This is a genomic window from Agrobacterium vacciniicorymbosi, assembly GCF_040427045.1.
Classification (GTDB): domain Bacteria; phylum Pseudomonadota; class Alphaproteobacteria; order Rhizobiales; family Rhizobiaceae; genus Agrobacterium.
The window spans coordinates 153,162-165,675 of record NZ_JBETMF010000012.1; the positions used below are offsets into that span (position 1 = coordinate 153,162).

Annotated in this window: 10 protein-coding genes; 2 read left to right on the plus strand and 8 right to left on the minus strand. The window is 57.2% G+C overall.

Features of this window, described 5'->3' with window-relative positions:
- The first annotated feature begins 225 nt into the window (after nucleotides 1-225).
- Nucleotides 226-1,545, plus strand: a complete 1,320-nt coding sequence (locus ABUK73_RS18615) for a hypothetical protein (protein ID WP_353578592.1) — start codon at nucleotides 226-228, stop codon at nucleotides 1,543-1,545.
- Nucleotides 1,542-2,321 carry a COG3904 family protein gene (locus ABUK73_RS18620; protein ID WP_353578593.1) on the plus strand — a complete coding sequence of 260 codons (780 nt, stop codon included), beginning with the start codon at nucleotides 1,542-1,544 and terminating at the stop codon, nucleotides 2,319-2,321. Before ABUK73_RS18615 ends, ABUK73_RS18620 begins: the two co-directional genes overlap by 4 nt.
- A 657-nt stretch (nucleotides 2,322-2,978) precedes the next feature.
- On the opposite strand, the gene ABUK73_RS18625 is transcribed toward ABUK73_RS18620, so the two are convergent.
- The 8 genes from ABUK73_RS18625 to ABUK73_RS18660 form a co-directional block, all read right to left on the minus strand.
- Entirely contained in the window at nucleotides 2,979-4,421 is a 1,443-nt protein-coding gene (locus ABUK73_RS18625; RefSeq protein ID WP_353578594.1) for a M20 family metallopeptidase, read from the minus strand.
- A 114-nt stretch (nucleotides 4,422-4,535) separates the two neighbouring features.
- Complete coding sequence (locus ABUK73_RS18630) at nucleotides 4,536-6,080, minus strand: ABC transporter substrate-binding protein (protein WP_353578595.1); 1,545 nt, start codon at nucleotides 6,078-6,080, stop codon at nucleotides 4,536-4,538.
- Between the two features lie 40 nt (nucleotides 6,081-6,120).
- Entirely contained in the window at nucleotides 6,121-6,990 is an 870-nt protein-coding gene (locus tag ABUK73_RS18635) for a serine hydrolase (RefSeq protein WP_353578596.1), read from the minus strand.
- 3 nt (nucleotides 6,991-6,993) lie between these two features.
- Nucleotides 6,994-8,622, minus strand: a complete 1,629-nt coding sequence (locus ABUK73_RS18640; RefSeq protein ID WP_353578597.1) for an ABC transporter ATP-binding protein — start codon at nucleotides 8,620-8,622, stop codon at nucleotides 6,994-6,996.
- Nucleotides 8,619-9,437, minus strand: a complete 819-nt coding sequence (locus tag ABUK73_RS18645; protein WP_113089557.1) for an ABC transporter permease — start codon at nucleotides 9,435-9,437, stop codon at nucleotides 8,619-8,621. The genes ABUK73_RS18640 and ABUK73_RS18645 overlap by 4 nt, the downstream gene beginning before the upstream one ends.
- On the minus strand, nucleotides 9,434-10,378 hold the full coding sequence (locus ABUK73_RS18650; protein WP_353578598.1) for an ABC transporter permease: 945 nt from the start codon (nucleotides 10,376-10,378) through the stop codon (nucleotides 9,434-9,436). Before ABUK73_RS18650 ends, ABUK73_RS18645 begins: the two co-directional genes overlap by 4 nt.
- A 176-nt stretch (nucleotides 10,379-10,554) precedes the next feature.
- Entirely contained in the window at nucleotides 10,555-11,463 is a 909-nt protein-coding gene (locus ABUK73_RS18655) for a LysR family transcriptional regulator (protein WP_353578615.1), read from the minus strand.
- Nucleotides 11,463-12,458 carry a LysR family transcriptional regulator gene (locus ABUK73_RS18660; protein WP_454892393.1) on the minus strand — a complete coding sequence of 332 codons (996 nt, stop codon included), beginning with the start codon at nucleotides 12,456-12,458 and terminating at the stop codon, nucleotides 11,463-11,465. The genes ABUK73_RS18655 and ABUK73_RS18660 overlap by 1 nt, the downstream gene beginning before the upstream one ends.
- Nucleotides 12,459-12,514: the final 56 nt, after the last annotated feature.

Below are 12,514 nucleotides of genomic sequence, written 5' to 3' on the forward strand. Positions count from 1 at the left end.
TTTTCGTCGTCAGCGCCTCTACATCAACTGGAGCCGTGCGGCTGAGTTGTGGTGCGTCCGCATGTCGTTTCGAACCAGAAGACCCACGCCGCGCGTGTTTCACGCCATAATAACTGAAAGTTGACCGGCTACAGTAGACTGCGGACGCCTCGCATTTTAGCAGCCTTGAATTCGCCGAATTCTACATCAGTGTTAAGGAATACATTCCTTTTTTGGAGATCGCCCATGGCGCTTGGCGCATCGCATCGCTTGCAGGAAAGCCTGGTGGCGGTCGAAACGATGACACGTTTCGCCCTTGCCGTTCTCGCACTCGCGTCCGGCGTTTACACCTATCTGGGTGTGCGCAGCATTCTGGACGGCTCGCCAACGGCGGTCTTTTTTGCTGCCATCATCTACTCGGCCTCGGTATCCGTCGGCATCTATGCCTTCTGGTCCTACATGGCGCGGTTTTATCCGCACGTCACCAGCCGTTCCAGTCGCACTGCGATGCTGGCGGTGATGGCCGTCGGTTGCGTGATGATCCTGGCCATGTCGAGCTGGTTGAATGCAGCCGCTCTCGCAGGATCGGCGGCACTTGAACAGCATCTTGCGGAAACGGTCGAGGATTACACAGAAGATCTGGATCAGGCGCACCAGAATGCGCTGGCAGCACAGAGCCTGTTGCCGGACATTCAACGCGCCAAGGAGCGTTTCACCCAGCTTGCGGCATCCGAACGACAGTCGGGTGCGCTGACCGGCACCACCGGTTCGGGCAGTGTCGTCTCGCTGCTATCACAGATGTCGTCGCAACTGAACGAACTGGAAAACGGCATCAATGCCTCGCGTGAGCAGGTTACCAGCCTGTTCAACGAAGGCCAGAAACGCCTCGAAACCATGCGTGGTCTCGTCTCGGCACCCGGCGTCGTAGAACCGCGCGCAGACAAGTTCTCGTCGGAGGTCGTAGCACTTACTGGAGTCATTGCCTCGCTCGGGCAAACCTCGATCGCTCCTTCCATCCGCCGTGCGGCCGACGATCTTTCTCTTGGCTTCATCGCTCCAATCCCCGACGGCGGCGAACAGGATCTGATCAGTCGTCAGGACCGCGTGATGGAAACGATCCGCACATCGGTCGCGGCGCAATCCAAGGTGTTGTCTGACGCCGCTGACGAAATTCTCTCGCGTGCTCCCGTGGCCGAGCGGCGCTTTGTGCCGCTCTCGTCGGCGGAAGCCGTGCTGCGTTATGCTTCCGACTTCATTCCCGCCTGGGCCGGGGCTATTTCCATCGACCTGCTGCCAGGTGTCATGGTGTTCATTCTGGCCGTGGTGAATGGTGCAATCCGCCGGCAGGAAGAGACCCTGCCGTTCGCCGAACGGATCACCGTGGCAGAACTGATGCAGACGCTGGCGATGCAGAAGGCCATTGCCGCTGAAGCGATGTCAGCTACAGAAGTTCAGGCCACGGAAAATGTCATTGTCGAAGCTGAAGACGCAAATGACGAGACGGAGGCCAACAACATCACCAGTCTCGGTCTCAACAAAACGCCGCGCAAGGGTCCGGCGACATGAAACCGGCATCCGCGCTCAAGGCCGTGATCAACATGGACGATGGGGTGCTGATGCGCGGCGCCTTCTACGTGCTGCTTGCGGCAGCCGCCGCCTTTCTGGTAATCGACATCCGGGAGATCAGCACGGCCGAAGCGGCGCGACCGGGTCTTGAAACATTGCCGGACGTGCCGATCTTTCTCCCGCCGACGACCGCGCCGGGCGCGCCGCCGGTCCAACCCTCGAGCCCGCAGGAAGTCTTGCGCAAGCGGATGACATTCAATCTTGTCTCGGGCGGGATACTCGTTGCCGAAGGGACTATCGACCCCGGCGCAGCAGGCCGTTTTGCCAGCGAAGTCGAGGCCCGTGGCGAGTATATCAAATTGGTTTCTTTGAACTCACCGGGTGGTTCGGTCGATGATGCTATTGCGATGTCAAAGCTGATCCGGGAGAAGAATATAGCCACGAAGGTTGCGGAAAAGGCGCTTTGTGCCTCCTCCTGCCCAATCATCTTTGCCGGTGGTGTGACACGATCAGCCGAAAAAGATGCCGTGGTGGGCGTACATCAGGTGTTCAATGGCGGCATTGAGCGTCCTTCTCCGGAGCAGGCAATGTCCAGCGCTCAGGCAACCACCGCGCGCGTCGCGCGACATCTCGACGAAATGGGTATCGGCGCCGGTTTGTGGATCCACGCACTGGAGACACCGCCCGACCGGCTCTACTATCTCACGCCCGCAGACATGTCGGAATACCGCCTGACGACCGACGAAGTCCCTATGGCCGGACCTGGTTCTGGCTGATGCTCTATAAGACATGCCGGAGCCCGGTGGCCATGCCCGCAATGCCTCGAAGGGGTGTATTTTAAACAAGGTGATCCAAAGACGTATCAACGGTCTGGCTGGCGCTGCGCGGGCTGGCTTATCCGCTTGGGCGTAAAGGGCGTGACGATAAATTCTTAGTACAACTGGCCTCCAACTCCCGATGAAACGAGTTGACGCCCTGAAAGACTTGAACTCACTGAGTGATCTGTTCGACCGTCCGCTATCAATGGATGCCAGGTCCAGAATTACCGCGTTTGCGATGGTCATCGGAACAACAAGCGACTGCGATTTACCGGGATTTCCCCTGGATACAAGGATATGATGTTCGGGTGGTGGATCGATGCGCGTTCCTCCAACATCTGTCACAGCAAGAGTGGTTGCGCCTTGCTCAGTTGCGACATCACGCACGTCCTGCAGAAGCGTTGTCGTTCTTCGGAAGACAGGCAACCAAACAACATCCTTTTCGGTCATCGTCGATAGTTTCCTTTCACGAGCGTTACCGTCGATTAGCACTCGTGGCCGATTGTCAAACTCATACGCTGGTTTGAGAACGGATGATCTAAGCACTAGCTACATCGCTCGTTCTCCTGCGATCAGTTGGTCAGTAGCTTCGCCTCGCTTGAACGCAGAATAACCTTATGGGGTAGCGGGTGATATGTGATCCGGTATGGGGCAGACATACGGCTCTTCTTTTATCTTTTCCTGCCATTCTGCTCTGGCGTTTAGTAGCAGTTTTGGCGAGGTGAAAAGGTCAAGTCCGGTTGCGGCCATGGCCTTGGCTGCATGGATCATCGCCTTGTGGGCGCCAGCGCTTCTGCCCTGAGCCACGACCTGCCATGTATGTGGATTGGTGCCGATTGCCCAAGCCGGTGCCCAGCATTGTGCCGTTGGCGTTACCCGGCTGACATCGCCAACGTCGGTCGATCCTGCGCGGAAATGGGACTGGCCTTCGAAGTCACGCAGACCGAGATGCAGTGGTGTCGAGCCGTCGATCTTCTGGTTCAAAAAGATGTCCTTTTTGATCTGATAAAGACGGATGCTGCTTTTGATCGCCTCGTCAGTAAAGGTCGCCTGTATCTTGTGGGCGAAGTCTATATCGGCTTCGTCAAAGGGTACCGGGCCAATTGAGACCAGATTATTGTGGATTGCATTTTCAAGCGTCAGATTGGGCAGCAGATTGGTGGCAGCCGTATCGAAGATGATCTCGACCTCCGTCCCGGTCATCATGGCAGCACCTCGCGCAACCTCATCGACGCGCTCCGCCAGCGCGAGCGCCTGGGACATTTCGGGTGCCCGTACGAGGTAGAGCACTTCGGCCTTTGCCTGAACGACATTGGCTGCACGACCGCCAGCGTCGGTAATGGCATAATGGACACGGCAGTCCTGCGGCATGTGCTCACGTAGAAAATTGACGCCGACATTCATCAACTCGACGGCATCAAGCGCCGAGCGGCCGAGATGCGCGGCGTTTGCCGCATGAGCTGCAATGCCCTTGAAGCGGTAATAATATTCGAGTACGGCGAGATTGTTAGTCGAGCGCACACCGTTAAACGGCGCAGGATGCCAGGTCAGGGCCGCATCGACATCGGCAAAGGCACCGGCGCGCACCATGAATGTCTTGCCGGAACCGCCTTCCTCGCCAGGGCAGCCGTAATAGCGCACGGTGCCGGGAAGGCCGTTGGCTTCCAGATGTTTTGCCAGCGAAATCGCAGCCAGCATCGAGCCGCTTCCCAGAAGATTGTGGCCGCAACCATGGCCGCTTGCATCCTCTTCGATTGCCATTTGCCGGTCCACGCCCGGGTGCTGGCTCATGCCCGCCAGGGCATCGTATTCGCCGAGAAATGCTATGACAGGCTTGCCGCGCCCATACTCGCCTATGAAGGCCGTCTTCATGCCAGCGATGTCTTGCTGAACGGAAAATCCATTTTGTTTCAGCGTTTCGACCAGTAGATCGGATGATCGAACTTCGTGAAATTTCAGTTCCGAAAACTCCCATATCTTGTCGCTAATACTGGTAAAATCGGGTGCCAGCGCATCAAGGGTCTGGATGAGCGATTGCAAGGCGGCAGTCTCTGGCATGTTGTATCCTCACGGAAGTCTGGATGGTCTTGGAGCAGGTTTGCAAATGAACCAGCCAATCTGCAGGTCACTCCGGCGCCGCGCATCGTCGCGGCACCGGGCTGTCGTCATGTTTCATTTATCGAGGGACACTTCCCAAAGGCGGGCGTTGGACTGCCAGACAGGCTGGCCCTTCAGGGCTTTCGTCGCACCCCAGACGTCGATCATGTCATAGAGGAAAATCCCCGGCATTTCCTCAAGCATCAGCTTGTGGAATTCGTCAAAGATGGCCTGGCGTTTCGCCGTGTCGATTTCGGCATAGGCGGATTTCATCAATGCGATTGCCTTGGGGTTATCCCACATCAGCGATGCGTTCTTGTCCTTGTCGCCCACATAGAAGCTGTACATCAGTGCCGGATCGAGACGCGGTGCGACGGATTGCGAGATGATTTGGTAGTTGCCGGAACGGCGGCGATCCACCTGTGTGGCGTAGTCGAGCACTTCGATCTGTACGTTGAGACCGATTTGCTGAAGCATCGCTTGGGCAATGACTGCTGCCGGGAAGCTCGGCACGTTGCCGCGCTTGTTGGCGATGATGCTGATCGGCTCGCCCTTGTAACCGGAAGCCGCTAGTTCTTTCTTGGCCGCTTCGAGATCGTAGGGAAGGCGCGTCTTCTGGGTTTCGCTGAAGTAGACGGAGTCCGAAGCGACCATGGAGCCATTTGCCTTGCCGGTGCCGTTGGATGCGGCGGCAACCAGTTCGTCCAGCTCAAGCGCCATGGCTATGGCGCGGCGCACGCCGGGCTTGCCCAGGATTGGATCGCGCGTCTGGATATAGAACAGATTCTTGCCGTTGTTCTGCGAAACGATGACCTTGGCCTTTTCACTCTTTTCGAATTCAGGGATCAAGTCGGGAGAAATTTCCGCCGTATCCAGCACGCCTGATTGCAAACCAGCCTTCACAGTCGAGGCATCAGGGATGACCATGAACTTTATGCCGTCGACCAGCGGACGCTTGGAGCCGACCATGCCATCCGGCTCGCCATTGTTGGCGGGCGAGGCGTAGTCATCGAATTTGGTCAGATGAATATATTCGCCCTTTTTCCACTGGTCCCATTTGAACGGGCCGGTGCCGATTGGCTTGTCGAATGTGCCATCCGCAGCAATCGAGTCCGGTGAAATCATGCCGGTGTAACCGCATTCGGGGCGCGACATCAGGCCGAGAAAAACGGCAGACGGCTTTTCAAGCGTCATGGTCACGGTCTGTGTATCGACCGCCTTGATGCCCGTGACCTTCACGGTACCGCTGCCATCAAAGTCCTTGATACAGGTCCATTTCGTCGCCGGGTCCATGTAGCGGTTCCAGTTCCACACCACATCTTCTGCCGTCAGCCTCTTGCCGTTATGAAATTTCACGTCCGGGCGGAGCTTGAACGTATAGGTCAGGCCATCAACGGACATCTCGAAGGACTGCGCGAGCAAAGGCTTGACCTCGCCGTTGTTGGCATAACCGACAAGGCCTTCAACGATGTGGAGAATGACGCCGTCCGTGTTGCCGTCGCGATTGACGCCAGGATTGCTGCTGCGCAGATCGGAGCTTTGGGCAATTACGATATCGCGCGCGGCGGAAATGCCGGTCAGTGACATCAGGATCGTTCCGGCGAGAAGAATGCTTTTCATGTTACCCTCTTTTGTTGGTGATTATGGTTGTTCTCAAGGCTTAAAATGCGTCCCAGCAGACGCGGGATAGTCTGCCGATGGTTTCAAGCGACAGGGTGTAGCCCGGCGTGCCATCAGGCATTTCCTGCGGCACCTGATCGGTAAAGGCTGTGATGATGTAGAGCGGCGCGCCATCGCGATAGACGATGCCGGCATTCATACGGCCGCGTTTGCCCGTGCCGCCTTTGTGTGCGACCACGGTGCCGAATGGCAGCCGGGACGGGATCGCATAACGCAGGATCTGGTTCTTCAATGTCTGGAGCGCATAGGCACATAGCGCCTGCGAAGCGCCAAGCTTGGCGGCGGCTTCCGGCGATGTCTGCGCATCGAGGATGGTCTGGAGCAGAAATAGCTGATCGCTCGCCGTTGTCGTCGTAACCGACTTCAACGTGTGGTCGGGCGACAAGGCCAGCGGCGGAATGAGGAAGCGGTGATGGGTGCCGCTCATACCGATCGACTTGCAGTAGCTATCAACCTCCTCCAGCGTCAGCCGCTCGAACACCATTTTGGTACAGACATTGTCGCTTAGCACCATCATGCCAGTGATGGCGTCTCGAAGAGAGATGACCAGGCCGGGCGTCATGTAGCGAAGCATGCCACTTGCAACCTCCTCGGCGAAACGTGCCTCGTAAGTGATCCGCTCTTCGAGATCGAGCCTGCCCTCATGGACGGCTTTCAACGCTGCCATCATGATCGATGTCTTGCGGGTGCTGGCGGAGGGCGTTTCCTCATCCGCGTCGCGGTCGAAGGTTTCGCCGGTCAGCAGGTTGCGAATGCTGAAACGGGTAATGAAATCCTGCTCGTCACAGACGGCGTTGAGGCGCTCGGCCACGCTGCCGGAAATCTTTTGAATTGTCGTGCTGTTTGTCATTTTTTAGTTCTCCAGACGCCATTTCAGTTTGACGCCGCCGGTCTCGTTAAGGTCGAGTGCGGGAATGGCCGAAAGCAGGCGTCGCGTGTAGGCCTCTTTCGGCGTGTCGAAGATTGTGTTGCGATCACCCTGTTCGATGATGCGCCCGTCCTGCATGACGACCACGCGGTCGGCCACCTGTTCCACGACGCCAAGATCATGGCTGATGAACAGGCAGGAAAAACCGTAGCGCTTCTGTAGATCGGAAAAGAGCGATAGCACCTGTGCACGAACGGTTACGTCGAGCGCCGACACAGGTTCGTCCGCAATCAGGAAGCGGGGACGCCGCGCGATTGCGCGGGCAATCGCCACACGCTGCCGCTGCCCACCCGAAAGCTCATGCGGATAACGCAGGGCATATTCGGCACCAAGGCCGACTTCCTCCAGCGTTTCATAAGCGCGCTTTTTCTTGGCGGCGCGGTCAATATCGGGAACCAGTCGCAGCGCCTCTTCCACCAGAGCCAGAATGGTCATGCGCGGATCGAGCGAGGAATAAGGGTCCTGAAACACCATCTGGCAGTTCAGTCGATAATCCTCCCAGTCGGCATCACGCTTGCGACCCTGAAATAGGATTTCACCGTCGGTCTCGCTGACCAGACCGGCAATGGTGCGGCCAAGTGTCGTCTTGCCGGACCCAGAACCGCCCACCAGTGCGACAACTTCGCCCTCGTGGATATCGATGGACACGCCGTGCAAAGCGCGTTTGGCGGTTCCCTTCTTCAACAGGGATCTGCGGCCCGGATAATCGACCACGATGTTTTTGGCCGACACCATCGGTGCCGCTGCCGTATTGATAGCTCTCACCTCGCCACGGATCGGCAGGGATGACAGAAGCTTGCGGGTATAGGGATGCTTTGGCGTCTCAAGGATCTGTTCTGTGGTTCCAGCCTCGACGATTGATCCTTTTTCCATCACCACGATGCGACTGGTATAACGCGCCACCATCGGCAGATCGTGACTGATCAGCAGAACAGCCGTGCCTTCGGCCTTGGTCAGCTCGACCATCAGTTCCATGACATCGCGCTGGATGACGGCATCGAGCGCCGTCGTCGGCTCGTCCGCAATCAGCAATGCGGGCTTCAGAAGCATCACCGAGGCCAGCATGATCCGCTGGCGCATGCCGCCGGAAAATTCATGCGGATAGGATGTGAGCGCCCCTTCCGGATCACGAATTCCTACACGCTGAAGCATGGCAAGGATTTTGGTGCGCCGTTCTGCCGGTGTATATTTGGTATGAAGGGTAAGACCTTCTTGCAACTGCCGTCCAATGGTCATGGACGGGTTGAGCGACGTCATCGGCTCCTGAAACACCAGCCCGATTTCGGCACCGCGCAGGCGGCGCAAGTCTGCTTCGCTCATCGATGTGACGTCACGACCTTTGTAGGTCACATCGCCGCCGGTTTTGCGGATGGCGGGCGGTAGCAGCGACATCAGCGCGCGGGTCGCAAGCGATTTACCGGAGCCGCTTTCCCCGACGATCCCGAAGATTTCTCCCGGTTCCAGATCGAAGCTGACATTCTTCACGACTTCGACGCCGCGATGGGTAATCTCCAGGGAGAGATTACGCACACTGAGAAGTTTTTCCTGTGTCATTTCAAACCTCTCATGCGGGGATCGAGTTTGTCGCGAAGCGCATCTCCAAGCAGATTGATGCCGAGCAGCGTCAGTGCGATGCAGAGGCCGGGGAAAAGTCCGAGCCAGACGGCCTGTTCAATAAAGGGACGGCCAGCCGCCAGCATATTGCCCCAGGTGGGCGCAGGTGGAGGAACGCCGAGGCCAAGGAAACTCAGGGCGCTTTCAGACAGAATGGCCCAGCCGAACATGGACGTGGCAAGAACGGTGATCGGCGCCACGCAATTGGGCAGAATGTGCCGCACCATGGTGAAAATCTCGCTGTTGCCCATGATCTTCGAGGCTTCGATGAATTCTCGTTCACGCAGCGATAGAACAGCACCGCGAACCACACGTGCCATGGACGGCGTATAGGCGATGCCGAGCGCGAAGATGATGCCGTATTGATTGGCCCCGAATACGGCGAGCAGACCGAGTGCCAGCAGGATGCCCGGGAAAGCAAGAAGCGCATTGTTGACGGCCATGATGACGCCATCGATCCAGCCGCGGGCATAACCACTGATCAACCCGATCAGTGTCCCAGCTAGGGTGGCGAAACCCACGGTCAAACATCCGATCCAGACACTGGCGCGCGCGCCGATCATCAGGCGACTGAGAACATCGCGGCCGAATTCGTCGGTGCCAAGCAAATGTTGTGCGCCCGGTGCGGCGAGACGGGCGGTGAAGCTGAGCTTCATCGGTTCGAATGGTGTCCAGAACAGGCTGATGGCTGCGACGACCAGAAGGACTGCTATGAGCAGGCCGCCGATCAGGCCATTGAGAGTAAAATGTTTCATTCTGCCACCACACGCGGATCAAACAGAGGGTAGAGGAGATCAACGATCAGATTGATCACGACGTAGGAGAAGGCAACGAACAGAAGGCAGCCTTGAATGACCGGGTAGTCGCGCTGGAAGATGCTATCCACCATCAGGCGCCCAAGGCCTGGAATGGTGAACACCGTTTCAATGACGGCGATGCCCCCGAGAAGATTGCCGAGAATAAGTCCGATCATCGTCCATGTCGGGCCGAAGGCATTTTTGAACGCGTGCTTCCAGAGAACGGCGCTTTCTGAGAGGCCCTTGGCACGAGCGTGAGTGATGTAATCCAGCCGCAGCACCTCGAGCGTCGAAGCACGCGCCATGCGGATCAGGACACCCGCCTCGTGGATCACCAGAGTCATGATCGGCAGGACAAGATAGAGCAAGCCCCCGACTAGATTGTCGCTGATCGACACATATCCGAGAACCGGCAGCCCGCCGAGCTTGAGGCCGAAGAACAGAAGCAGCAACAGTCCGAGCCAGAATGTCGGGATCGACAGCAGAACCGTGGCGGTTCCGACCAGCGCCAAATCAGTGACGCTGTTCTGACGCCATGCGGCAATCACGCCGGCGGGAACGGCAATCAGGCTCGCCAGAATGACGGCGATGATAACGATTTCAGCAGACACCATGAAGCGCGACACGACGAGTGGTAAAACCGCTTCGTTATTGACGATCGAGCGCCCAAAGTCGCCGGTCAGCACATTGCCGCTCCAGACCAGAAACTGTTGCGGCATCGATAGGTCCAGGCCAAGCTCGGTGCGCATGGCGGCAATCTGATCCGGCGTAGCCATGTCGCCCAGCATGAGAGCGGCGGGATCACCCGGAATGAAACGGATCAACGCGAAGACCGTAATGGCAACGATGACCATGGTTGGCAACGCCATGAGCAGGCGGTTGAATATAAATCTAATCATCGGTTCCCCTGAACACGATTGGCGGGGCCGGATCTGCAAAGTCACCGGCTGTTTATGTGCAGACTATGAGCGATGAGCGAATTTTGCGCAATATTATGCATTTTCATCATAGCTTTATGCAGATAATGCGTTCCGTTTGGATGATGGGGCTAATCCAAAAGATCTTTAACGACTTGTTAGGTTTTATCTTTTTGGGAAATGACGATTTGTCGCTTCAGCGCGTTCATGAGCGCTTTTGCAGCAAGAGAGGAAGAGGTGCCGGAAGGAGTGGCCAGTCCGAACTCCTGATTCGACGCAGGAATAAACGGCCGCTGCACGACTGGCAGGTGCCGATAGAGGTTGGCAAAAAAACTACTCAGGATAGCGATGCCCAAGCCGTGGGCGGCGTAAGAGCACGCCGAACTGTTGGTATGTGTCTCGATCTTGACGTTCTGTTTCACACCGGCGCGTTTAAAGGCCTGGTCGAGCAACATGCGGTTCGGTCTCTGGCGACCAATGAGTATCAGCGGCTCGCCGCGCAGGTCCTTGGGCGTGATTTCGGTCGCCGTTGCCAGCGGATGATCTTTCGGGATGACGCACACACTCGATCCAGTCGCCACCTTTTCCATATCAATTCCCGGACCTACCTGATCCTCGTAACGAAGGAAGCCGAAATCGATGACCTTCTGCTCGACCAGCCTTGCGATGCTGGAGGTGGTTTCGAAGAAGGTTTCGATCCGTACTGTGGGATATTCACTGATATAATCAAGCAGCATCGCCGGGGCAAAGTTTTCCCACATGCTGCTTGGCAGACCGATACGCACCAGTTCCGGCCCGGTGGCACCACTGCGCAAATCCTCCGCTAGGCTCGAAAAGCGGTTTAAACCGAGGAGGACCGTTTCCGCATCACGCGCCAGAATGCTGGCCTCTGGTGTCGGAACGAGCCGGCCCTTGTCGCGATCAAACAGCCGCAGGGAGAGATCGGATTCGAGCTGTTGCAAGAGACGACTGACCCCGGACTGGCTGAGGCCCATGCTCTTCGCTGTCGCAATCGTCGATCCCGTCGCAAGAAGGGTCTTCAGCACTTCCAACTGTCTGAAACTGATCATTCGTCCTGCCCCCGTTGTCCATTTTGCCGCGCAGTATCCTGCGTCTCGAACCATTCCTTTAGATACCGCAGAAATGGCACAGCTGATTTGGGTAAAGTGGTTCGATCTGAACTGACGATTGCGTAGTCAACGATGAGTGCTGGTTCAAGCGGGACGAAAACAAGGGGCATGGCCCCATATTCAAGCGCGAGCAACTCGCTGACAATGGCGATACCCAGCCCTTCCGCCGCAAGCGCGCAGGCACAACCGACGGAATGCGCCTCTATCGCCGGGCGCTGCCGAAGGCCTTGTTTGTAGAATTGCGCCTCTAGCTCATGGCGTATCGGCCGCTCGCGGTTCAACAGGATCAGGTCGTGCGACTTAAGATCACTTACCGTCAACGTCTTGTGCGCGGCAAGCGTGTGATCGGTGTGCATGACGCAAATATTGCGTGAGGGCAGCACATAGTCGTTGCGCAATCCCGGTGTCGGCGAGGGCAGGCGGGTGAAACCAATGTCTGCCTGGCCGTCAGTAACCATCCGCTCGATTGCGACGTAACTCCCAGATGCGACCTCGATCCTGACCGGTCCGTTTTCCACCCTGAAACGTTTGATCAAACGCGGGAGCAGTGTCACCGAAAGGCTTGTGGGAAACGCCAGCCGTAACGGAATTTCGATTGAGCGACCATTTTCCAGCTCTTGCGCTGTCACCTTCAACGCCGTCAGCCGATCCGAAATCGATCTGATTTCCGGCCCCAGCGCCAAGCCTTCACGTGTCATGGAGAGCCGGTTCTTATCCCGCTCAAACAACCGCACGCCGAGATAGAGCTCAAGCTGGTGGAGAAGTCGGCTGGCGTTCGACTGGGATATACCTAGATCGGCAGCGGCGGCTATCGTGGAACCGGTAGCGGCAATCGCGTCATAGGCATGAATATGCTTGTTGCTGATGGCTATCTCGTTGTCTCCCATCAATCTCTCTCCCAAAAAACGAATAGGATGACCCTCAAACTGCATAAGATTGCAGGATCGAACGAAGCCTTCCAATAGTACTGCCAAGAGTAGAGACTTGG

Bases quoted from the DNA above. Each gene is read 5' to 3' on its own strand.
- ABUK73_RS18660 (WP_454892393.1), bottom strand. From the start codon at position 12,458: ATGCAGTTTGAGGGTCATCCTATTCGTTTTTTGGGAGAGAGATTGATG.
- ABUK73_RS18645 (WP_113089557.1), bottom strand. From the start codon at position 9,437: ATGAAACATTTTACTCTCAATGGCCTGATCGGCGGCCTGCTCATAGCA.
- ABUK73_RS18640 (WP_353578597.1), bottom strand. From the start codon at position 8,622: ATGACACAGGAAAAACTTCTCAGTGTGCGTAATCTCTCCCTGGAGATT.
- ABUK73_RS18630 (WP_353578595.1), bottom strand. From the start codon at position 6,080: ATGAAAAGCATTCTTCTCGCCGGAACGATCCTGATGTCACTGACCGGC.
- ABUK73_RS18620 (WP_353578593.1), top strand. From the start codon at position 1,542: ATGAAACCGGCATCCGCGCTCAAGGCCGTGATCAACATGGACGATGGG.
- ABUK73_RS18625 (WP_353578594.1), bottom strand. From the start codon at position 4,421: ATGCCAGAGACTGCCGCCTTGCAATCGCTCATCCAGACCCTTGATGCG.
- ABUK73_RS18650 (WP_353578598.1), bottom strand. From the start codon at position 10,378: ATGATTAGATTTATATTCAACCGCCTGCTCATGGCGTTGCCAACCATG.
- ABUK73_RS18635 (WP_353578596.1), bottom strand. From the start codon at position 6,990: ATGACAAACAGCACGACAATTCAAAAGATTTCCGGCAGCGTGGCCGAG.
- ABUK73_RS18615 (WP_353578592.1), top strand. From the start codon at position 226: ATGGCGCTTGGCGCATCGCATCGCTTGCAGGAAAGCCTGGTGGCGGTC.